Source organism: Verrucomicrobiota bacterium (genome assembly GCA_034440155.1).
GTDB lineage: Bacteria > Verrucomicrobiota > Verrucomicrobiia > JAWXBN01 > JAWXBN01 > JAWXBN01.
Window position 1 is genome coordinate 1 of sequence record JAWXBN010000035.1, and the last position, 23,365, is coordinate 23,365.

The window sequence follows — 23,365 nt, forward strand, 5'->3', positions numbered from 1 at the left end:
ATTTTATAGTAATCTTTAAATTCAATCATAATATTTAGAACATCCTTATGATATTCAAAGTTTTGAACTCGTCATCAAAAATCATACTCTTTTCTTTAATCATGCAAATGAACTGTGTCCAGGGGAACACAATGGATGATGCCCTCGCAGCCAATAAACTTGGAGTCAATGACTTATCCTTCAAAAAAGATGTCGCAGAATCCGACTATGTCCTAGAAAAAGTCCGCAGAACTCTCCAGCAACCCCTCTGGCTGCAGACTTATGCCTATGATTTGAATAACCGCATCCAACAAGCATCGGCCTTGGCGGAAATTGCAGATCTTTCATTCCGGGAAAGGGAGATCAATAGCAGATTGAGTATCCCCATCCCTCCAGTCAAAACGGCATCGACCATTCCCGAGGATGTCAAAAAACAAATCCCTCCAGAGTTGATCCCCCCTTTGGAAAGACTCCTTTCCACCTGTGACCGAGCTGCTGGACTCATCAATCAATCCATGCCGAGAAATAAAAAAGCCGTTCTCTCTTCCCTTTTTTTTGATTATCTGAATCCGTCTAAAGATAAGGATGGACTCGGATTTATCCGGCAGTCAGGACTGCAGTTGGACAAACTCGATACACTCTTAAAAAAACAAAAAGAGCTCGGGATACGGGATGATGAAACGATCCGTGATTATTTTGATGCATCAGAGGGTTATGATGAAGCCTCTTTCCGCGAAGGCGCGATTATGATCCTGGCTGATCTCGATAAAATCAAACAACTCCTTTGGAATCTCCCTGTAGATTATCAAAATGATTTTCATGTTAGTTTTCAAACCCCGCTCGGCAAAGTTTATCTGTCGGGAACAGGCTCTGAAACATATACCGATGATGCCTTCTTGATCATTGACCTCGGGGGTGACGACATCTACCTCAATAATGCCGGGGGAGCAAATTGCCTTAAGGGTTTACCTATCTCCGTAGTATTGGACCGGAGAGGCAATGACCTGTACCGGAGCAAATTGCCCGGGGTGCAGGGAGCGGGGATTTTTGGCCTCGGTGTCCTAGTGGATTTCGAAGGCAATGACACATTTGAATGTGGGAGTTGCGGGCAAGGTTTTGGATTTTTCGGTTTAGGAATCTTGGAATCTTGTATGGGGCAAAAACAAAGTTTCAAAGGAAAAACCCTGGTCCAAGGTGCCGGACTATTTGGTTCTGGCATCCTCCGCCAGGTCATGGAAGGAAATACGCGGTATGAGGCACTGTCTTACTCCCAAGGATTTGCCGGAGTAAAAGGATTTGGCCTCCTTGATGACCAACATGGAAATGATGAATATATCGCCCTTGGTGATAATGACGTCGGATGGATTCCCGGGCATAAATTCACCATGTCCCAAGGATTTTCCATTGGAATGCGACCCTGGTTCGGGGGAGGAATCGGGATTCTCAGGGATCTTTTCGGTAATGACACCTATAAAGCCGACGTTTATGGGCAAGGAGCCGGGTATTGGTACTCTACGGGCATCCTTTTTGATTCATCGGGCAATGATAAGTATGAATCGAAACAATACGCTCAAGGAGCTGGGATTCATCTCGCTTCAGGAGCATTGATTGATACACAAGGAAATGACCAATATACCTGCGGATCGATTTGCCAGGGTGGGGCCCATGATTATTCAGCGGGCATCCTGCGGGATGTCCGAGGAGATGACCTCTACAAGGCTGTTAGCACAGCCCAAGGGGCGGCAATCAATAACTCTGTAGCTTTCCTGATCGATCTTAAGGGTAATGATTCTTACTCGGGTGAATCCTTTTATGATACCCAAGGCTCGGGTCAAAACGGGGACAGGAGACAATACGGGGCCATTGCCGGCCTTTTTGATTTCACGGGTAATGACACTTATTCACAGGGATGGATCGACAATATGACCTGGCTCAAACCCTTTTATGGGGTCGGCATCGATACCCAGAAACCCTTCGACCAATATGCCTTGATGAGTAGAAAATCACCGCGTCCCCCTCTATCACAAATTTTCACAAAGAAACAAAAAACCTATTTTACGCCCTACCGTGAAATAGACTTTAACCATCCCACAGAAATTATTTTTGCTCGGGCAAATAGGAGCCCCTCAAATGAACAAGAAAAAGCAGAATCTAATGCGGCGGCAAAAGAACTCAAAGAGAATCCCTTAAAACACCTCCCCTATCTCATCAGTCGCATGGATTCAAAAAACATCATCCCCCGTATACTCGTGGAGCAAATGGTCGACCAAATCAAAGATGAGGCCATTCCGGCACTCACTACAGGGTTAGAGTCTGAAAATATCGATATAGTAAGAACATGCCTCTTTTACCTTGCGCGCTTGAATGGACAAACAGCCATCCCTCGAATCGTTAAGCTGGCCGAAAACCCGAAACTTGCCGGTAACTGTCTTTATACATTAGCTAATCTCAAAGCCCCGGCGGCTTACCCCTTTGCCATGAAATACAGCCACGATCCCCGGGAAAATGTCCGTATCCGCGCCGCCCAAGCCCTCGCTTACTGTCCTGAAATGGCAGCGACAAACCGTTTGGTTAAAATGTTAAACGATCCCTACTTTAGCGTCCGTTATGCTGCCCAAGAATCTCTGATCAAAAAAGGCCCTTCCATTCTCCCGACTCTCCTGAGAGGTGGCTTTGGTGCATCCCTTAATACACGCAGGCACATGAAGGAAATCCGGATCGTACTCGGTGAGAAGGACCTCATTCCAGAGACCTTGGAACTTTATCCTCCCGATGCAAAACTTCAGGAGGCTATTGGTAAAAAATTACTACAATCTCCCCAATGAGCATCAGCCCTGAATCATGCCTTTAAGAAGCCCCATACTTTAGCCCCCTGTATAAACATCGTATGAAGTAAAAAGTGATGAACGAGAGTCTGTACCCAGTAATCATTTTATCACCAAGGGTGAATCTACTTATCACGACCCTGATTTTCTGTTGGAACAAATTGTTTATAACCAAACTTGGTTATGAGACCAAACGCCCTATCAAAGCTTGACAAAAGCTTACTTTGCCTTGTTATTTAGGGAGTTATGAGACATTTCATGTTTTTATCGGCAGTATTCCTTTTATCTGGGTTCTTTGTCATTGCACAAACGACGACCAATAAACCTACTCCTGCATCATCTTCCTCTGCCGCCAGTAGTACTTCAAAACCAAATGAAGTCCCACCTTTGGATACCAATGGCGACGGCAAAATCAGCCAAGAAGAATTTAATAATCATCATGCTGCAAAAACTTTTAATCGTTATGACGTCAATCAGGACGGTAAAGTCACTAAGAACGAAGTTCAACAGGTCAATGCTCAAGACAGTAAAAACAATGTTTCAGGCAAGGTCGCCATTAAACATCCCAAAGCAGATACCAATAATGACGGAGCAGTGACCATGGATGAAATGAATAAAACTGTCCAGCAAAGCCCTGAAGTCAAAACCATTTTCCAAGGAATTAATCATCCTCCTCAAAATAGCTGGGTTAACCAGTCCGAATATGACAGTTGGGCCGGGGATGAATCTAATAACCCCGGTGGAAGCGGGATGAATGTCATGTCCATTTCATTCTAACCCAATCAGGAATACAACTTATGAAAAAAAACCTCTTCATCACACTCATTGCGGTAAGTGCACTGTCTAGCTCGATCCCATCCGCCCTCTCAGCTGATGAGACACAAAATTCTAAATCAACAAAAGCCTCAATTACTTTTGAACAGGCTGACACAAATAAAGACGGTAAGATCACTAAAAGTGAGGCCGATGCCGTCGAAGATCAGAATGCCCCGATTGTAAAGTTTTTCTGGGAAATAGATAAGAATGAAGATAGCTCATTAACCAAAGATGAATTTAATTACTGGACAAAAGTCGAAGGTAACCGTTATCCAGGAATACTTCTTTTCAAGGTTATGTTCTAGCCCTGTGTCTCCCATACTTCTTCAAAAAAAAGGGTTCCCCGACGGGACCCTTTTTTATTACCACCCCCTCATGACTCACTCTTTTAATGCCACTTTCTAGGGGACTGTGCACCAGTACAATCAGTGAATACCCTCGCAAACGACTGGTTCTTATTTACCCCACATTCCGTATCACGTTTTACCCATGATTAATGATACTGCCTTTAGCAGCAAAAATACTCTCCCATGACTCATACACTTGACGCACATTTTCTGGCTTTGAACCGGCATCAAATGAACAATGGGCAAAACATCCCCCCTTTTTCCAAAGATGTTTATGGACTTTCCTGACAGCCTCATCAATTTGTTCTTTTGTGCCATTGACTAAGAGATTTTGACGGTCGATCTCTCCCCAGAATGTGATTTTACCAGCAAATTGCTCTAATTTCTCAAAAGGCATACAGAAAATCTGTGAGTTAATGGCATCCACCCCGACCTCGATTAATTCTGGTAGGATATCTAAGATATATCCGTCTGAGTGCATGAATACTTTCTTTCCTGCACTATGGGCAATTTGCACAAAGTCGCGGTACATGGGCTTAAAGTAACGTCTCCATAAAGCCGGGGAAACCAAAAGGGAAATCTGGGAACCCCAGTCATCGAAGAAGAATACCCCATCCACATCCGTTTTGGCCCATAACGAAATATATTCACAATGGAAATCGTGCATCTTTTTCATGAAGTCGATTAATTCATCACACGGATCCATCAGATCCATGTACAAGTCTGCTGTACCCCTGATGAATTGGAGTTGTTCAAAAGGCCGTGGAGCATGTCCGTATATGACAAAACGATCAGTTCCAGCACACTGCCGGTTCACCGCATCACGGTCAATCGTCAACCATTCCGTTGGAATCCTTATTTTACCCAGATCAGTCGACCAATCTTTAACGGGTGGATTTTTGACCTCTCCAATGAGGCCCCTATTAATATTCTCAAAAACGCATCCCCACGTATCTGTAAATTGCCCAATTTCATAAGGATCCCCTTTGGTCTTTAATGGAGTTTTAAATTGGGGATCAACGGTGAACATATCCTTCGGAAAATCACGTTCCAACTCTTCAAAAACTTCCGGATATTTCCATTTATTTAATGGTAAGTCCCACATATCGCGTGGTGCACGAATGGGGTTTTCAAAATTCAGGGTTTGATGGACGATTTCACGGGGCGTAGGCATAAGGATGTTTTGGTTGGTTGGTTTTGAGTTATTTTTCTTGCACTCTATAGGCAGCTTACCCGTTTTTCTGATTATCACTTCCAAGAGCTTCCGTTTTTTGTATATAATCTTCGGATAATCATGGTATTCTTTCGCCCTAAAAATTTACTGAGTGGATTCCACTCTGAGGAACCAGACCCGAGTCTGCCTCTCCTCACCCATGTCGGTGAACAGTGGGCTCCCGTTGATTGGCTCGTAAATTGGCATAACCATAATTCATGGGAATTTTATCTCCAACTCGACGGAAAGACAGTTTGGGAAACCGAACAAGGAAAACAATATCCTCTCGATCCTGGAAGCTTCTTTGCGGCCGCACCCCGCGTAAAACACCGGATGCACCGCCCGGAAAAACGACATCATTACATATTTTGCGGCATAAAAATCCCTGATTTCCTCAAAATATCAGGTATTCCTGTCATGAATATATGGAAAAGTAATAGTTGTCTAACCTCGGATAATGCTCAGACACTTGCTGGTCCTTTCCGTCAAATGATCCGTGAAGTGTCCATGAATCTCCCCTTCAGAAGTGAGGGGATACGGTCATCGATCCTCTCCCTCATTCTGGAGGCTACCCGGCTCTTTTCTAACGATGGGATAAAACCCATGATTCCTCTCCACCATCGGGCGGTAGAATATGCCATGCATATCCTTGAAACCCAATATTCTGAAAAATGGCTTCTCAATGACCTTGCAAAACTTTGTGCCATTTCCCCAAATCATTTAGTCGAACTCTTCACTAAGGAACTCGGTGTTTCCCCGCACCAATACCTGATCCGGCAGCGGGTCAAAGCCGCCTCTGACCTCCTGAAGAAATCCGACCTCAGCATCACGCAAATCGCCTTGGAAACCGGTTTCTCCTCCAGCCAACATTTCGCCAAAGCCTTCCGTGATGCCACCGGTAAACAAGCCCGTGATTGTCGTGAAAAATAAAATGGCGGACGGGGTGAGATTTGAACTCACGGTAGGGTTACCCCTACGCCTGATTTCGAGTCAGGTGCCTTCAACCGCTCAGCCACCCGTCCGTATTGCAGCAAGTTGTTCCGAGAGATATATCCAGAGAACACGCAAATATTCAAAAAGAATTTAAAGACTCTTGATAATAAAGTGCATAGTAATCGGTATAAGACATACTTTCAACATGAAAAATGGACGTGCTGAGCTTTTTATCCTTTTGGGATATTCTTCTGGTCATCGACACACTTGATCCTGAGTGATTTGTTCTCCTTAACATGTTTTACGGCATCATCGTCCTTATGGTCATTCCAGACAAACGCATCAGCATTAAGATCAGGCACATACGATGACAGCACCCCCTTCCTGCGGTCTGAAAAATACTTATTTTGAAAATCAACCTACCGCGAGGAGACTTTTGGAGCGCCCATAAACTTCCTTAATCCGGTTCCTTAAAGGCCTGTTATCCTGAGTTTTTAAATCGGGGTCGAGAGCGATTAATTCCCCGGCCTTTTGACGGGCTAGATAAAGGATTTTTGCATCCTTAATCAAATCGGCAATTTCTAGCGGAGGCAGTCCACTTTGTTCTGTTCCAAAAATATTCCCAGGTCCACGGATCTGTAGGTCGGCTTCCGCGATTTTAAAACCGTCCACAGTCTCCTCCATGATTTTGAGGCGTTGATAACCTTCGAGGCTCTTGGCAGAACCGACCAGAATGCAGAATGAATGGTGTTCCCCTCGGCCAATGCGCCCGCGCAATTGATGAAGCTGGGCCAGTCCGAAGCGTTCGGCATTCTCGATTAACATCATATTTGCATTCGCCACATCCACTCCCACCTCAATGACCGTTGTACTCACGAGGATATGTGTCTGCCCGGCGCGGAATCCGCGCATGACCTCTTCTTTTTCCTCGGACTTGAGTTTCCCGTGCAGCAAGGAAAGGTTAAATCCGCTGAATACAACTTTGAGATTCTCAAATTCCTTGGTCACAGCCTTGAGTGGTAATTTGTCCGACTCTTCTACCAAGGGATAAACAATGTAAGCCTGTCGCCCTTTGGCCAAATGCTTTTTCATGAAATCAAATATTTCGGGAAGTTTATTATCTTTGCGAACGGCTGTTTTGATCACTCCACGATTCTTGGGCATCTCGTCGATCACGGACACGTCTAAGTCACCGTAGAGGGTTAATGACAAGGTCCGAGGAATCGGGGTCGCAGTCATGACAAGGACGTCGACTCCTTTGCCTTTGGATGTCAGCCGCGACCTTTGTAGAACCCCAAATTTATGTTGTTCATCAATCACCACCAGCCCGAGCTTTGGAAACTCCACGGAATCCTGAATCAAGGCGTGGGTGCCTATAACCAAGTCAGGATATTTTTTAGTTTCTCCCCCCACAAAAAGGTCATGTCCAGAATCCGTAAGTTTGAGGCTGGATTTCTTATTCGCCGTGCGTAATGCGACCTGTATGCCGAGGGGCTCGAACCATCTCCGGAAATTGATCGCGTGTTGTTCAGCCAAAATCTCCGTAGGCGCCATGAGTGCGGCCTGATAACCCGATTCAATCACCTGCAAGATGGTGTGGGCAGCCACCACAGTTTTCCCGGACCCCACATCACCTTGTAAGAGTCGGTGCATCGGATGGGGCTTTTTCAAGTCGGTGGTAATCTCCCTGATCACCTTTTCTTGTGCTTCCGTCAGGGAGAATGGCAGATTCCCGAGGAGTCTGGATGTCATGGCTCCGTTAAGTTCGTGGGCGATCCCGTTAGCGAGCATTGTTTTGGCGCGTTTCTGGGAAATGACGACTTGCATCAGGTAAAGTTCATCAAACGCGAGCCTTTCCCTTGCTTTGGATGCTTCGGCTAGGGATGAGGGAAAATGAACCTTCTGGACAGCCTCGCGGAGTTCAAACATATCAAGCTCCTTGATAAACCCAGAAGGATAAATCTCCTCGATGTCCCGTGCAAATTGCGCAAGTGTGCGGTGCATGAGTGTACGAATCAAACGCACGGGTAAGCCCTCTGATGCTGGGTAAACCGGGGTGATACGCCCGATATGGATGGATTCATCCTCATCCTTTTCGAGGACTTCAAAATCGGGGTGATCGACGGTTAACCGGTTTTTACTGTCGATTTTAATTTTTCCATAAAGGATAACATCATCACCCGTTTTAAAGAAGTTCTGGAAATACGGCACATTAAACCAGCGTGCGGCCACTGTTGTGCCAATGGCTTGGAGTGCTCGGCCCTCTTGGATAGTCACTTCAAAAATCGAACGGTAGGCTCCACGAAGTCGGATCAAACGCACCCCGAGGACTTTTCCGCGGAATGTAATGAATTCACCCGGTTTGATACTCTTCAAAGAGAGGAATTGGCTCCGGTCTTCATAACGCCTGGGAATATGATAGAGGAGCTGGCGGATGGTCGTGACATTGAGCTTTGCAAAAGACTTCGCCCGTTGCTCCCCCACCCCCTTCAAAAAATGTACAGGATCATCAAGGGGATGTGTATTATCGGGGTTGGTGCTCACGAATGGCTTTTATCTTCAGTTGAATCGTTTTCTCATCCCGAAAATGGTTCCATTCGGGAATAAATGCAATATCCAATCCCTGCAATTTGCCTAGGTCAAGGGTTTGGTCAAAACGAAAATAAATCGCATCAAAACTCTTTGATCCCTTTTTAAGCTGGAGCTTGAGGTGTTTTTTGTCCTTCCCGATAAATCTCGGTTCAGAGGCCAGCTGGATATTCCTCGCGATAAAAACAGGTTCAGGATGACTATTACCGAAAGGTTCCAGCTTCGCAAGGCAGTCCATGAATCCAGGGGTGATTTCATCAAAGGCGAGTTCCGCATCGATTTTTAACTTCGGGGCCAACATTTCCGCAGTAAGAACCCGGCTTGCGGCGAGGTCGAAGGCTTCCCGGAATTCCTCCAGACGCTCAAAAGTAATCGTGATCCCTGCGGCCATAGCATGGCCGCCGAATTTCGTCAGGATCGCCTGGCACTCCTCAAGGCACTCGACGAGATGAAATCCTTCAATACTACGGCCACTGCCCTTGCCCTGACCTCCCTTATCGAACCCAATGACGATGGTCGGCAAGTGGAACTCCCGTAATATCCGTGAAGCCACGATCCCGACCACACCGGCATGCCAATCAGGACGACCTAAAACTAAGGTATTTATCGAGGGATCATTAGAGTACATCTTGGCCGCATCCTCTTGAGCCTGGTGAAAGACCTCGAGTTCCACCGCTTGACGCTCGCGATTCATTTGATCCATCTCCACGGCCATCGTCCGTGCCTCCTCCAGACGGGTACAAAGCAGGAGGTTTAAACTTTCCATAGCACTTTCGAGCCGACCCATGGCATTTAGCCGGGGTCCGATCATAAATCCGATATGATAGGTCCCCACTGGCGCGTTGATTTTACAAACATCCTTTAATGCGACTAACCCTGGCCGTGGTGTCGTATCTAGTCTTTTTAAACCTGCTGAGACAAGTATCCTATTATCCCCACGTAAAGGAACAATGTCGGCCACTGTCCCGACGGCGACGAGATCGAGATATTCTTTCAAATCAATACTCCGTGCAATTTGCGCGGCTTCGGGTCCGCTTGCGGATAAATGTTTCAGAATGGCGTGGGCGACCTTAAATGCGATGCCTACACTACAGAGGTAATCATATTCACCCGTAAGCTTAGGATTAACCAATGCGCTAAATACATCCTCGTGTCCATCCCCCAAAATCTCATGGTGATCGAGGATGATCACGTCACTACCGGCCTCCTTGATCAGACGGGCTTCCTCAATCGAGTTTGTCCCGCAATCCACGGCAATAAAAAGGCCGGGGGTATGATTCTCTAGATAACGGCGGACTGCCGGGGCACTGAGGCCATAACCTTCTTCCATCCGGTGGGGTAAAAACGGTACGACATTTTTGAATCCAAGCTGCCTGAAAAAAAGTGTAAGTAATGCCGTCGAGGTCACTCCATCGACATCATAATCACCAAATACAACAATTTGCTCCTGTTTATCGAGGGCCTCCAGTATCCGAGCAACCGCATCCTCCATCCCGGGTAATTCAAACGGGTCATTCAAAAGTTTGAGTTTGGGATTAAGGCACTCCTCAATTTCGTTTGCGCTGCAGAATCCCCGTGATGATAAAATCCCCAAAAGAGGTTTCGGGAAACTTCCCTCGAGCCCTGTTTCCACGGGCTCGTCCGGTTCTATCCATCTGAGGGAAAAGTCCCGCACTTTTTATTTTCTTCTCCGCACCCAGACAATCGCCCCGATCAAGGCCACCAGTGCGGGAACCCCGAGAGACACAATCATCACCAGGCTATTCAATTGGTTTGCTGAAAGATTGAGTGAGAATTGCTCAATGGCTTTAGGGGCGATACCGATCATCTGGTCACGTGATAGCAACCAATTGATTGAATTCAGAAAAAAGTCGTAATTTGTATGCAAAGTGGAATTCGAAAGGAATTGAGCGGAACCGACAATAATCATTTTTGTGGTATTCACTTCTACTTCCTTGCTGTCAAGCTGACCCACCTCGATGGCTAAGGCTACAGGTAATGGCCCTTGGAGATCGCTTTTATCATCAAATTTTGCCCCATCGATCAACGGGCCTTTTTCACCCCAAAACCCCTTGAAGGTTGTGGCTAGGGTGGTCATTTTCGGTGCGGGAATAATATCCGGTGAAGTAGCCTGTTGGATAAGCGTCCTGGTGGATGGGAAAACGAGGTTGATATTCTGCTTTGAAATCACATCGGTGACAGGATGCCCTTTCATGGCCTGGACAATGGCACTTTCCGTCAAAGCCGGCACACCCATGACTTTCACATACCCGATGATCGCATCATCATCGAGTTTGACCCCGTATTTTTGGAGTAATGGCTCCAACCCGGTTTTCACCCTTGGGGCAATCGCGAGGAATAACTTCCCTTGTCCTGCCAAATAACCTTCAATGGCACTGACTTCTTGGGGTAAAAATGAGGATTTTGGATCTAAAATCATTAATAGATCACAATCATCCGGGATCACGGCATTTGTCGTCAATTCGGAGAGGACTTTTATTTCGACATTCTCACGGTCCAAAGCCTGAGCGACTGACCCAAATTCCGTTTCACCTGTCCCGGTGAGTGTGGGTTCACCATGGCCCACCATATAATAAATGACATGCTTTTTTGCATCGATGACCACTTTTAATGCCGTTGTAAATCTTTGCTCGGCTTTAAATGTCGTCAGTCTCATGTCCGCATTTTGCCCATACCCTACCCCTGTGGGCTCGTATTCAGCTAAATCATATCCATCAACGATTTTGGAACGATTACCACATTTGAAAATCACTAGATTCTCCTCATCGCTAAAGCGGTAAGTCGTGGCTAATTCCCGGACTTGTGAAAAATCCCTATCTTTATCGATGACCTTGACCTTTAGTTTTGGAGATAAACGCTCATATTCCCTGAGGATGGATACCACCCTCTGGTAAATGTCCGACGAAGGGGAAAAAACAACATACACATCCACCGGTTCAGTCAGGGAACCAAGGATTTTTTTTGTTTGATCAGAAAGTGTATATTGAAAACCTTGCTTCAGGTCAAAACGGACTTTCTTTTCCTGGGAAAACCAGTTTGTGGGGACAAACCAATCAGGATGGCGGAAAGCCAAATAGTTAATAGCGGCTAATATACCAAAAAGAATAACGACTTGGAGAAGGCCATTGGCCCGGGCTCCCCACGTGCCGGATTCTTTATAGGATGATTTTTTTGGGGATTGTTCAGACATAACGTATTACTTCCACTTTCTGGATTCCAGGATTGTAACCGTCCCAAAGAGGAAAAAGAAAGTTCCCGTCAGGTAAAAGACCACGGGCTGGACTTCAATAATCCCGTTTGCAAATTGCCCGATATGGGTGAAAGCGGAAAAGGACTGGATCACTTCGCCAAAATGGTTCCCCTTTAATGCTCCCACCAGCAATTCAGGAATCAATAAAATCACAAAGGAAAAAACAAAGGAGATAATCGCGGCAATGATCTGATTTCGGGTCAGGGATGATGCCCACGTCCCTGCTGCAATGAGCAGGGCGGAATTCAACAGGATAAAAAGGTAGGCCGTAAAAAATGTCCGAACCTCCAAAACTTCCGGATTGGTCACGTTATAACGAAGGATAATGACATACAAAATCGTCACGATCCACATGGTTGAATAAATGCACAACGCCCCGAGGAACTTTGCCATAGTCACTTGCCATTCGGTCACAGGCGCGGTCATGAGCATTTCCACGGTTCCACTCTTTTTCTCTTCAGAAAATAGTCTCATGGTAATAATCGAGGGGATGATCAATCCCGGGATCCAAAATGTGGAAAAGAAGAAGTAAGTCACTGAATCAGTCTGTGGTTGTGAGGCTATCGCATTCACCATATACGAAAAGAGTAACCCCATGACAAAAAGGAAGAGGCAGCCCAGCACATAGGCGATGGGGGACAAGAGGTAGGAGTAAATCTCCCTCAGTAATAATGTTAAAAATATTCTCATGACAAAAGTTCTATTCCTCGTGGTGGGTCACTTGTACGAAGACTTCTTCGAGGGACCGTTTTGGCATATTCAACTCGAGTAATTTCCATTTCTTCTCGACGACCATATCGAAAATTTTCTCACGGATATCGACATTCTTGCCCGTCCAAAGGGATACCTCGACGAGTTCATTATTTATTTTTACCTCTACTTCGCGGACATTTTCCAGGCTGATGAGCGTTTTTTTAATCTCATCGACCGGCCCTTTCATGATTATATTAATCAAACTCCCACCTAAAAGGTTTTTCTGGAGATTGGCCGGAGTGTCACTGGCTTCGATCTTACCCTTGTTCAGAATAATCACCCGCGTGCAAAGCATCTCGACCTCACTCAAGATATGGGTGGAAAGCAGGATCGTGTGTTTTTTGGAAAGATTAGCAATCAGGCTCCGGACATGTCGGATTTGATTTGGGTCCAGCCCGATGGTCGGTTCATCAAGGATCAATAACTCGGGCTCATGCAAAATGGCATCGGCCAGCCCTACCCTCTGCCTGAAACCTTTCGACAACTGTCCGACAATCCTTTTCTGGACATCGCTGATATCCGTGAGTTTCATGGCTTCTTCCACAGCCCCGCGGATTTTCCGGGAAGGAACCCCTTTGAGTGCGGCACGGTAACGCAGATATTCATTGACGCGCATGTCAGTATATAGGGGGACACTTTCAGGCAGATACCCGATTTTCTGGCGGACTTTGAGTGATTCTGATACGACATCAAAACCTGCGACCGAGATTTGTCCGCTGGTCGGGGGCAAATAACAGGATAAAACCCTCATCGTCGTACTTTTTCCAGCACCGTTTGGCCCTAAAAAACCAACGATTTCACCTTTATCCACATCAAAGCTGATGCCTTTAACGGCATTAACCCCTGCATACTTCTTAACAAGATTTTCAACTTTGATCATAAAGAGTTACCTAATTAACCAAATAACGGAGGGCTTTCAAGACCTCATATCATAATAAAGGAACCTGCAAGCGGGCATCCTGACGGAGATAACCTCCATCTTGGCCCTTTCTGATCAGGATAAACCCAAGATTAACGACCTCTCCGGGCTTTTTATCCTTGAGGATATCTTCAAGCGCCTGCATCGATCCCAGGTTCACTCCATTAATTGATGCGAGAATCATTCCCGGACGGAGTCCGGCGAGATAAGCGGGGGACTTCTCCGAGATAGAGGTGACTAATAAACCATCCGAATCATACAGTCCCACTGATTTGATAATCTCTCCGGAAACCGGATAAGCTTTTATTCCTAATTTTGTGTAGGCCATATTTTGGGTAAATTCCTTCAAGCGGACAGTTTTTGATAATTTTTGGCCATTCCTCTCAAAGACAAACTCCACCGGATCACCCGCTATCTTATTTGTAACGAGGTATTGTTGCATGGCGAATAACGAGAAAAACGCTTTCCCATCGACTGAGATAATCTTATCCCCGGGCTCCAGCTCGCCAGCCGTGGAACTCTGAGGGAGCACCTGACGTATCTTGATGACCCCATCCATCGGGACATAACGTAATCCAAAGTTGATATTCTTTGATTTTTCGAGGCTGAAAATTTCACACAATACGTCGATTATCCTATTCGACGGGATAGCGAAACTGATCCCCTGGCTTTTGGCGAGGACCAAGACATTCACCCCGATTAACCGCCCCGCCAGGTCAATGAGCGCGCCCCCGCTATTGCCGGGATTAATCGCCACATCCGTCTGGATTAATTCCTCATACTGGAAATTCCCCGACTTCACATTCCGGCTTTTTGCGCTGATAATGCCTTGAGTGACCGTGTTATCTAGTCCAAAGGGATTACCGAGGGCGAGGACTGTCTGGCCGAGCATGATCTCGTCGGAGTTTGCGATTGTAACGGCCGGCAGAGGGAGCTTCGATTCGATCTTGAGCAGGGCCAAATCATTTTTATCGTCGATCGCCACAATTCGCGCGGGGTATTGTTCCCCGCTGGATAATGCGACGAGGATTTTTAAATCCTTTTTTTCTTTAATCGTATGGAAATTTGAGACGATATATCCACTGGAATCAATAATGACTCCGGATCCGAAACCGTCGACTTTCCTTCTCTCCTTTTGCTGGAGGAGCGGATGCGGGCGGTACATTCCTTGGAACTCTTTGAGCATGTCCGCAAAAGGGTCACGGACAACGGTGACAGTGGATTCCGTGGTCAGACTGACGACCGAAGGCAAAGCCCGGCTTACGGCCCGCACGGAAGGTTCTTGTGAAGGGTCATAAATCGAGTCTGCCAGTAGCACCGGCCCGGTCAAAATCAGTGTCCCCATCACTAGTACAAACCTCTTTTTAAACAAAATCAGTCCTGTCAGGAATTTTAACATATACAAATTCTTAATTAGTTCCGTGGCATCAAACAAGAAACCTTCTTAAAAGTTTTTTGCAATATTACGTAACCTCTTCTTATCCATGTACGTCTTAGTGAAAAATGATCATTCCAGAAGACATAGATAAATATGAAAAACTGCGCACCTATCTTTTGAATGCCGCACATATACAATTTGCTCCACCTGAAGGAGGGATTAAACTGAGCGAACATTTTCTCCAATTCCTCTGGTTTGAACGCAAATTAATCAAGAAACTCACGACCACAGACGGCAAAACGGTGGAAATTATCCAGCCCGGATTTTGGAACCATGAGGCCGGACCGGATTTTAAGAATGCCGTGATCAAACTCGAAGACCACACCCTTTCCGGAGATATCGAGATCCATCTCCACGACAAGGGCTGGGTCGAGCACAATCATGAAAGTGATCCTGCCTATAATTCCGTCATCCTCCATGTCGCTTATTTTGCCGATACCAAGGAAAGGTTTGTCAGGAATTCCCGGCATGAATTCATCCCCCAAATCATCATTCAAAAACAAATTGCTGAACCGGTGGAATTCCTCTTTGAAGATTATGACCCTTTGGAATCCGCTCAAGATTCCCTACCCCATTATGAGGCTGGACGTTGTGCCGAGGTGATTCAATCCGACCACAAAGCACTTTTAGAGATTCTCGATAATGCCGGACGCCAAAGGTTTTTGAATAAAGCAGCCCGCTGGCATAGGATCTCCGAAAATACCTCAATACGGCAAGCCCTCTGGGAAGGAATCTGTGAAGCCTTAGGATATAAGAATAACAAATTGCCCCTCCGTCTTTTGGCGAGGAAGGTCTTTCCCTATTTTTCCGCAAAGGCATTCACTCCCGCCGAAAGAATCGCTATCATGACGGGTCTCAGTGGATTCCTTCCCTATGATCTCGATAACAAAGAAGAATCTATCGAGAAATCATATATCTTGGGTCTCTGGAATATCTGGTGGAAACATCGAGGACAATTTGCTGCGGAAGCAGGTTTTTTATTCAAATGGCGTCTAGACTCGACACGCCCGGGTAACCATCCCCACCGTCGGATAGCGGCGGCGGCATTGGTTTGGGATCTACTCCCGAAACTCGAAAAGGCGATTCGTTCTTTTCCCGCATCGTTAGAGGACTTTGAAACCTTCCCCGTGCAGGATGAATATTGGAATAACCATTACACCCTGAAAGGGAAACCAGCAAAAAAATCACTTCAAATCATCGGGGCTGACCGTTGGCGGCAAATCCAAAGTAATATCCTCGCCCCCATGGCTTATGCCTGCGCAAAAACCCCCAGTATCCAAACCATGATATTCGCGCAATTTGCGCGGATTCCCTCCCCTGGAAGCGACCACATCATCCGGGCTGCCTGCCAAAGGCTCGAAATCACTCCCCAGGAAGTAAAAGGCATTGTCCGTAAACAAGGACTCCACCAGATTTATCAGGATTTCTGCCTAGCCGACCGTTCCGACTGCGCAAATTGCCCATTCCCCAAATTCGTCTCGGAATGGAAATTAGCAAATATCATTCATCAGACATGATTGAACACTCATTTAATATCTGAGAAACGAATAAGGCCATTTATCCAAATCACCTATGGCGAGTGCTAGCCCCTCTGACTATCTAATGTAATGATGGTTTTGGGATTCTTCTGTGAATCATTCCTCCCGCGCAAATTGCACCGTGGATAATCAATGCCCATGTAGAGGGCTCAGGAATGGCATGATAGTTTAGAAAAACACTACTACCGTCCGAACTAATCGACCATGTACCGCTAAAGGTATTTGAGAATGCCGATAGATTAAGAGTGAAATCACCAGCATTAAAACCGGATATAGAACTAGCCGAGGTTATCAGCCATTGATAATCAAGAAACGGGTCAAAGTTTAATGTGTCTCCGTAGGTGGAAAATGAATCCATGGAGATAATATTGATTGCAAATGGGTTTCCCGTTGCCAGAGAGCCACTGAGATCGATCAAATCCCAACCACTTCCAGCCCCTCCTGCGGTGTCTAAAATTTCCCACTGATAAATACCTCCGCTCCCCCAAGTCATATTTGATCCATTCAAAATCCCGGGACTATTTCCCGGACTGAGGGATCCGCCATTTGCGACCAGCACATCCCCATTGAGATTACCGAAGCCAGTAAGGAGAGAGAGCCCGTTTGTTGCGACAATGAGATCAGCAAGGACTTCACCACCCCTGAGATGCAGTGTCCCTTGGTGAATATCCAAGACTCCCCCTCCTGTGCTATTAGTTACAACAAGTCGACTACCAATACCGTCAATTCGCAGAAGGTTATTTGTGGAAGTCACATATTGCCCCACAATTGCATTTGTAGAATAAACAGTCCCCCCATTACTAATAATCAAAGTGTTATTCGCCCCGTCGACGCCTAGACTCAGGATGCTCTGATTTGACCATACAGACCCACTGCCGGCCACCAAAATAGTATTATTTGAGGAATCAACATCCAGCCCGACAATCGCCTGATCATTATAAAGAACCGCCCCGTCCAAGATGGAAAGAGAGTTACCCATACTGCCTCCCCCCCATACAAAGTCAGTTTCATTACTCCATAAAGAACCAGCACCTGTGATTATCGCCAGATTATTAGAGGATGTCTGTGTGTTACCTACAAATGTATCACTTGCGAATACTTGCCCCCCATTTGAGATTGTAATCGAGTTTGCCCCTCCAAAGAACCCCATCATAATCGTACCTTCATTGGTCCAAAGGGAATTTGCCCCGGTTACCTGAACCGTATTATTTGTGGAGTCGGGAGAGATCATTCCCATATAGGTACAACAATTTGCAAGTGTGCCAGCATTGGAAATGATAATGGAATTATTCGCCCCTTCATAACCAATCAATATATCGTCCTGATTGGTCAAAACAGAATTTGCTCCTGTGATAAGAAGAGTGTTATTCGAAGAGCTTGCTTCAATTCCGAGGATTGTGGTAAAATTTTCAACCCTACCCCCATTAGAAATCGTTAATGTATTTACCGCCCCCGTGTTTCCGATGGTTATATTCCCCTCATTTGTCCATAGGGACCCGATCCCTTCCACCAGCACCGTATTATTCGAGGAAGAGATACCATTCCCGATGATGGCAGCATCCCCATTCACATTATTAGTAATAAAAAGCTGCCCGTTATTGGTAATGACGAGGGTATTGCCAGCAGTCGTGTCCCCGATAAAATAAACGGCATTTGTTTCCACCGTCACTCCGTCAATAACGGTCTGAGAGTAAAGTGAATCCACCCCCATAAAAGAGATCAAAACAAAGAGTGAAACATATAAACCGACAGACAGTCTTTTCTTCTTCATAAAATATGGATTATAAATCATATTATTTTTAACAGGATAAATTTTATCCTGAAAAATAGATGACCATATTTAAAAATACAATCTTTAAAAAAAAATCAGCAATCCTACAAATCTTACTAAGATTAAACTCTCTGCCCCGTCCAAAGAAACGCCAACTCAATGACTACATTAACGTCATATCATAAATACTATATCTGACTGCGGATCATCTTTTACTCTGGGGAATCATCGGCTGCGGGGGACTTGCCTTGGATGACTTCTAGCTCTTGGCCGAGCCTTTCCCACTGTTGGGTGAGATTCTCGAGTCCGTCGGTGACGGTGGATAATTCACGGTTGAGATGAATGGCTTTCCCGGCTTCCTTGTAGATGTCGGGATTTTCGAGGTCCTCGGTGATTTTTTCCTGTTGTTTTTCGAGTGCAGCAATTTGCTCTTCGACAGCTTTGATCTCCTGATCCTTAGCCCGTCTTTCCTTGGCGAGGGTTTGGCGTTTCTGGGCATCGATCCGCTTTTGTTCCTTACGCGAGAGTCCAGAGGCCTCAGGAGCCTCTACTACTGCTTTTTTGTCACTGGCCCCATTTCCGCCCGCCGTGATCGCGTGGCGTTCGGAGACCGCTGCGGTTTTATCGAGATAATACTGGTAGCCCCCCGGGTACTGCGTGAGCTTGCCTTCATTCACATGGACGACATGGTTCGATATCGCCCGGATAAAATAAACATCGTGGCTGATGAATACCAGTGTGCCGGTATATTGCTCCAGTGCCCCGACCAAGGCATCAATACTGGGGATGTCCAAGTGTGTGGTGGGCTCATCCATCAAGAGGAGGTTAGGCGGATCCAAAAGCATTTTGACGAGTGCAAGCCGGGTTTTTTCTCCCCCGCTCAAGACCCCGACAGGTTTAAAGACATCATCATTGCGGAAAAGGAAACTCCCCAGAACGGTCCGGGCAGTCTGTTCCGGCACGGGTTTGGTAATACTCTGGGCTTCTTCGAGAACCGTATTTTTCGAATTCATCGTCTCCGCACGGTGTTGGGAAAAATATCCGCACTGGGTATTGTGCCCGAGGTTACGGATACCTGACTGGAAAGGAAGCACCCCCGCGAGGATTTTGAGCAAAGTGGATTTTCCGGCCCCATTTGGCCCGACAAGGACAATCCTTTGATCCCGCTCCGTCTCGAAATCCATTCCGGAATAAACCACTTTTTCCCCATAAGCCTGGTGGATATCTTTCAGGGTAATGACTTTCTGTCCGCTGCGTGTGGGTTGAGGAAAACGGAACTTGATCGTTTTTTCAGAGCCGACCGGGGCCTCGATTTTCTCCATGCGGTCGATTTGTTTGAGTTTGCTTTGTGCCTGTGAAGCTTTACTCGCTTTTGCCCGGAAACGGTCGGCAAAACGCTGTAACCTTTCAATTTCTTTTTGTTGACTCTCAAAGGCCGTCAGTTGGTTAGCCTCGAATGCCGCTTTTTGTTCAAGATATTCTTCGTAATTTCCGGTGTAACGTTTCAGCCCACCATTACGCACATCAGCAATCGTATCGACTAAACCATTCATAAAATCTCGGTCATGGGAGATCAATACAATGGAATTTGGGTAATACTCCAAATAGTTTTTGAACCAGATCAATGTTTCCAAGTCCAGATGGTTGGTCGGTTCATCGAGCATAAGGAGATCGGGTTCCTGCACGAGTAACCGCGCCAAATGGGCCCGCATCACCCAGCCACCGCTGAATTCCCTCGCGGGGCGGTCGAATTCCTCTTGTTTAAAACCTAACCCGCTCAAGATACGTTTTGCCTGCGGTTCATAATAATAACTCATCGACTGGTCGGCCTCCGGGCTGCCGTCGAGGGATGCCGTCGCTATTTGCATGACGGTCTCTTCTCCCACCGGGGCACTTTCCTGGGGAAGAAATCCGATGGTCGCCCCCCGTTCAATAATGATACTGCCTTCGTCGGGCTCGATACTCCCGAGGATCATGCCAAATAAAGTACTTTTGCCGGCACCATTTGGTCCGATCAATGCAATCCGGTCCCCCCGGTTAATCTGGAGGGAAACCTCCTCATAAAGTGGTTTACCGTGAAATGCTTTAGAGATGCCGGATATTGTAATCATGTGTGTATTTTAGATTTAAAATGGTAAAAATAAATTTAAGAGCGCCTTTAACTACCAGATATCTTGATTCCATCAACTCTTAAAATTTTTCCTAGACACGGTGAGTGACTTGGCTTTTCATGTATTCAGAAGAGAAATCAAACATATTTGTAACACAATTCTTTTATAGATATGTTCATAATATTAGCCCATAAAAAATCATGTCCCCATTTCTCCAAACCCTCATTAATCTACCCGTTAAAAAATTTGAACCGGGAGAAGTCCTCATTGAAGAAGATACGGTGAATGTCCCCGTATTTGTCTTGAAACAAGGGCGGGTTCTGATCACCCGTGAAGGAGTGGATATTTGCGAGGTCTATGATCCCGGTTCCCTTTTCGGAGAAGTCGCCTCGCTTTTAGATAGGCCTTCATCGGCCACAGTGAAAGCCTTAGATCAGACAGAGGTATATTATATCACCGATCCGAAGCGATTTGCCTTTGATCATCCCGAGGCCCTGCTGGAAGTCGCCAAACAACTTGCCCGCCGTATGGTCGCCATTGATCAACACTTTATCGAGAGTAAAAATGCTTTTGAAGAGCTCCAAAGCCAAATGGCAGAGGCCGACGATCCGATCCCCCACCCCCATAAAGAAGACAAAGTCCTCGGCCTATGGATGAAAACCCAGAATGGACTGGTCCGGCATTGGCATGGATCACATAAAGATGCCCCAGACACACACCTCTGAAAAGTCCGATTTAGTGATTATGCATCCTCTCAAAGCACTGGAATTTAAATCAAACGAACGAGAAATTATATTTATATGAAACCACTCATCGAGATCATTGCGGAATTGCCCCAGCAGGAATTTGCCGCCGGGGACTTCCTCATCACGCAGAATTCTCCTCCGGGGAATGTCTATATCATCGCTTCCGGCGAAGTCCGGATCGTCAAAGATGACATCGAAATCTGTATCGTCTCGGAAGTGGGCTCGATCTTTGGTGAGGTCTCCAGCCTGACCAATCAAAAAACCACGGCCTCCGTCCAAGCATTAACCCCCGTTAAAGCCCATACCATCGAGCATCCCATGCAATTTGCCCTCGACCACCCCGTCGCCGTTTACTTGATGGCTGTCCAGCTAGCCAAACGTCTTTCCCTTATCGATGCCCACTTTGCCCAAGTGAAAAAAGATTACCAAGGCCTCTACCGCCGCCTCTCTCAGATTTCCATGATCTGAGGCAGATTCATAAACCAAAAATGAGACAGGAGTAAGAAGGAGAATTACTCCTCCAAATTTTTCATTTTTGATTCATTTTTTTCTTTCCCTGTAGTCCTAGTTGCACAAACTTGATCCCAAATCTCAATAGGAGCCGTCATCTATATCTATCAAAGTCGGTTGTTTCGCACTCATGAATCCCTTTAGCGTCCGGGAAAAACTGGCTGAACCCCTCCGCGTCGCCGCAGATCACGGGGTCAAAGTCCTCTTTGCACCACACGGCCCGGTCTCCCTTGCCGCATTCCCCTGACCGAAGCGCTCCTGTATGAATGTGACTCTCCCGCCCTCGGCCTGAACCTCGACACCGGCAATCTCTGGCTCGGTGGCGGTGACCCCATCGAATACGTGGAGAAATTTGGGCAGAAGATCGAACACGTCCTCCGGAAAGACATGCCCCAAGACATGGAGGCCAAACGCGGTGAAATCTTTGGTTACGGCATGGCTCTGATTCCCCTCGGCACAGGTGTTATCGGCATTAAATCCGTTTTTGAAGCACTCTCCAAGGCCGGATTTGATCGTTTCACCGCCCTCGAAGTCGCCGGTGCACAAGCTCTCAAAGCCAGCTACAAATTCCTCAAAGGCTTAGGCGCTGAGTAATATTTGAGTGACCCGCTTTGTTCGACCTCAATATACCCGATAGGGAAGAGCAACGGGCCGACGTTAAGAATATTACAATTGTCCAAAAAAAGCTTTTAACCCCTCTAGGGCCAAAGCTCGGTGGCTGATCTTGTTTTTCTCTTCGTCACCGAGCTGGGCAAAGGTTTGACAATAGCCGTCAGGGATAAAAAGCGGGTCATAACCAAAACCGTGTTCACCTTTGGTCTGGTGAATGATCACTCCCCGGCAAATCCCGGTGAAGGTGTCCACTCGTTTACCGTCCTTGGTTAGGGCCATCACGCATTTGAATTGGGCCGCACGTTCCTTACCCTTTACCCCGTCGAGTTCACGGAGCAATTTGCGGTTATTCGCCGCGTAGATGTGTTCATCCGGAGTCTTTTCATCCTCTGCATAACGGGCGGAATACACGCCCGGACGTCCACCCAAAGCATCGACTTCGAGTCCTGAATCATCGGCCAGCACATAATCAATTACCAGCCCACCGGATAACCGAGCAATTTGCATTGATACCTCGACGGCTTTTTTCTCCGCATTACCCCCGATCGTAGGACGATCCTCAATGACCTCATCAATTTGATCGAACGCCGTCACGGGAAGCAGCTCCACCGACGAACCCAAAATCTGCCCGATTTCCTTGAGTTTATGTTCATTCCGTGTCGCAACGAGTATCTTCATGGGGAAAATATTAACCACAGATTAACCCAGATGGACACAGATTTTTTGACTGGAGGCGCATGCGCTCCCTTGCCCCCACGATTGCCAGACACGACGGCCAATGTGTGCAGGTTACTCGCAGCAATTTGCCCAGACAAATCCTCAAATTAATTGATTCTCGTATGGTGAAAATGCCCCGAGTTGTTCAACCCCTGAATGCAAAGAACGGAGGATGCTGCCGCATTCCCCGTTCTCTCCATTCCTTTAAAAGTTAGGCTTTTTCTTTTATGATCAGTGCGAAGGTCACAGCCAATGGAACTCCAAAACAGATCAGAAA

General features: G+C 46.5%; 19 protein-coding genes and 1 tRNA gene. 8 read left to right on the top strand and 12 right to left on the bottom strand.

Translation table 11 applies throughout. From position 1 onward, the window contains the following. Positions 1-131 precede the first annotated feature (131 nt). From SGI98_03670 to SGI98_03680, 3 genes are all read left to right on the top strand, one after another. Positions 132-2,804 carry a HEAT repeat domain-containing protein gene (locus SGI98_03670; GenBank protein MDZ4742501.1) on the top strand — a complete coding sequence of 891 codons (2,673 nt, stop codon included), beginning with the start codon at positions 132-134 and terminating at the stop codon, positions 2,802-2,804. A gap of 246 nt (positions 2,805-3,050) precedes the next feature. Beyond that, positions 3,051-3,581, top strand: a complete 531-nt coding sequence (locus tag SGI98_03675) for a hypothetical protein (protein MDZ4742502.1) — start codon at positions 3,051-3,053, stop codon at positions 3,579-3,581. 20 nt (positions 3,582-3,601) lie between these two features. Further along, positions 3,602-3,925, top strand: a complete 324-nt coding sequence (locus SGI98_03680; GenBank protein MDZ4742503.1) for a hypothetical protein — start codon at positions 3,602-3,604, stop codon at positions 3,923-3,925. A gap of 178 nt (positions 3,926-4,103) precedes the next feature. On the opposite strand, the gene SGI98_03685 is transcribed toward SGI98_03680, so the two are convergent. Then, the gene (locus SGI98_03685; protein ID MDZ4742504.1) at positions 4,104-5,141 is read right to left on the bottom strand and encodes a uroporphyrinogen decarboxylase family protein; all 1,038 of its coding nucleotides are present in this window, start codon (positions 5,139-5,141) and stop codon (positions 4,104-4,106) included. A gap of 120 nt (positions 5,142-5,261) precedes the next feature. Here SGI98_03685 and SGI98_03690 point away from each other — a divergent pair, with 120 nt between their 5' ends. Beyond that, entirely contained in the window at positions 5,262-6,110 is an 849-nt protein-coding gene (locus SGI98_03690) for an AraC family transcriptional regulator (GenBank protein MDZ4742505.1), read from the top strand. Positions 6,111-6,112: 2 nt separating this feature from the next. On the opposite strand, the gene SGI98_03695 is transcribed toward SGI98_03690, so the two are convergent. The 8 genes from SGI98_03695 to SGI98_03730 all read right to left on the bottom strand — a co-directional run bounded on the left by SGI98_03695 (position 6,113) and on the right by SGI98_03730 (position 15,044). Continuing rightward, positions 6,113-6,202 (bottom strand) — tRNA-Ser (locus SGI98_03695). Positions 6,203-6,343: 141 nt separating this feature from the next. After that, positions 6,344-6,475, bottom strand: a complete 132-nt coding sequence (locus SGI98_03700) for a hypothetical protein (GenBank protein ID MDZ4742506.1) — start codon at positions 6,473-6,475, stop codon at positions 6,344-6,346. A gap of 52 nt (positions 6,476-6,527) precedes the next feature. Further along, positions 6,528-8,657, bottom strand: coding sequence for an ATP-dependent DNA helicase RecG (recG, locus tag SGI98_03705; protein ID MDZ4742507.1), 2,130 nt, complete (start codon positions 8,655-8,657; stop codon positions 6,528-6,530). Beyond that, on the bottom strand, positions 8,638-10,377 hold the full coding sequence (recJ, locus tag SGI98_03710; GenBank protein MDZ4742508.1) for a single-stranded-DNA-specific exonuclease RecJ: 1,740 nt from the start codon (positions 10,375-10,377) through the stop codon (positions 8,638-8,640). Before recJ ends, recG begins: the two co-directional genes overlap by 20 nt. A gap of 3 nt (positions 10,378-10,380) precedes the next feature. Further along, positions 10,381-11,913, bottom strand: coding sequence for a GldG family protein (locus tag SGI98_03715; protein MDZ4742509.1), 1,533 nt, complete (start codon positions 11,911-11,913; stop codon positions 10,381-10,383). A gap of 6 nt (positions 11,914-11,919) precedes the next feature. After that, positions 11,920-12,663 (bottom strand): ABC transporter permease, encoded by a 744-nt coding sequence (locus tag SGI98_03720; protein ID MDZ4742510.1) that lies wholly within the window; start codon positions 12,661-12,663, stop codon positions 11,920-11,922. A 10-nt stretch (positions 12,664-12,673) separates the two neighbouring features. Beyond that, positions 12,674-13,606 (bottom strand): ATP-binding cassette domain-containing protein, encoded by a 933-nt coding sequence (locus tag SGI98_03725; GenBank protein MDZ4742511.1) that lies wholly within the window; start codon positions 13,604-13,606, stop codon positions 12,674-12,676. 49 nt (positions 13,607-13,655) lie between these two features. Further along, positions 13,656-15,044: a trypsin-like peptidase domain-containing protein gene (locus SGI98_03730; GenBank protein MDZ4742512.1), complete on the bottom strand. Its 1,389-nt coding sequence runs from the start codon at positions 15,042-15,044 to the stop codon at positions 13,656-13,658. 104 nt (positions 15,045-15,148) lie between these two features. On the opposite strand from SGI98_03730, the gene SGI98_03735 reads away from it, so the two are divergent. Next, entirely contained in the window at positions 15,149-16,600 is a 1,452-nt protein-coding gene (locus tag SGI98_03735; GenBank protein MDZ4742513.1) for a DUF2851 family protein, read from the top strand. An 82-nt stretch (positions 16,601-16,682) separates the two neighbouring features. On the opposite strand, the gene SGI98_03740 is transcribed toward SGI98_03735, so the two are convergent. Both SGI98_03740 and SGI98_03745 read right to left on the bottom strand, forming a co-directional pair. Beyond that, positions 16,683-18,392, bottom strand: coding sequence for a hypothetical protein (locus tag SGI98_03740; GenBank protein ID MDZ4742514.1), 1,710 nt, complete (start codon positions 18,390-18,392; stop codon positions 16,683-16,685). Positions 18,393-18,604: 212 nt separating this feature from the next. Then, positions 18,605-20,503: an ABC-F family ATP-binding cassette domain-containing protein gene (locus SGI98_03745; GenBank protein ID MDZ4742515.1), complete on the bottom strand. Its 1,899-nt coding sequence runs from the start codon at positions 20,501-20,503 to the stop codon at positions 18,605-18,607. A 200-nt stretch (positions 20,504-20,703) separates the two neighbouring features. Here SGI98_03745 and SGI98_03750 point away from each other — a divergent pair, with 200 nt between their 5' ends. From SGI98_03750 to SGI98_03760, 3 genes are all read left to right on the top strand, one after another. Beyond that, a complete protein-coding gene (locus tag SGI98_03750) occupies positions 20,704-21,228 on the top strand; it encodes a cyclic nucleotide-binding domain-containing protein (GenBank protein ID MDZ4742516.1) in 525 nt (174 codons plus the stop codon). 75 nt (positions 21,229-21,303) lie between these two features. Continuing rightward, positions 21,304-21,717 (top strand): cyclic nucleotide-binding domain-containing protein, encoded by a 414-nt coding sequence (locus tag SGI98_03755; protein ID MDZ4742517.1) that lies wholly within the window; start codon positions 21,304-21,306, stop codon positions 21,715-21,717. A 300-nt stretch (positions 21,718-22,017) separates the two neighbouring features. Then, complete coding sequence (locus SGI98_03760) at positions 22,018-22,353, top strand: sugar phosphate isomerase/epimerase (GenBank protein ID MDZ4742518.1); 336 nt, start codon at positions 22,018-22,020, stop codon at positions 22,351-22,353. Positions 22,354-22,425: 72 nt separating this feature from the next. Here the strand turns inward: SGI98_03760 and rdgB are convergent, their stop codons facing one another. Beyond that, entirely contained in the window at positions 22,426-23,049 is a 624-nt protein-coding gene (gene rdgB, locus SGI98_03765; protein MDZ4742519.1) for an RdgB/HAM1 family non-canonical purine NTP pyrophosphatase, read from the bottom strand. Positions 23,050-23,365: the final 316 nt, after the last annotated feature.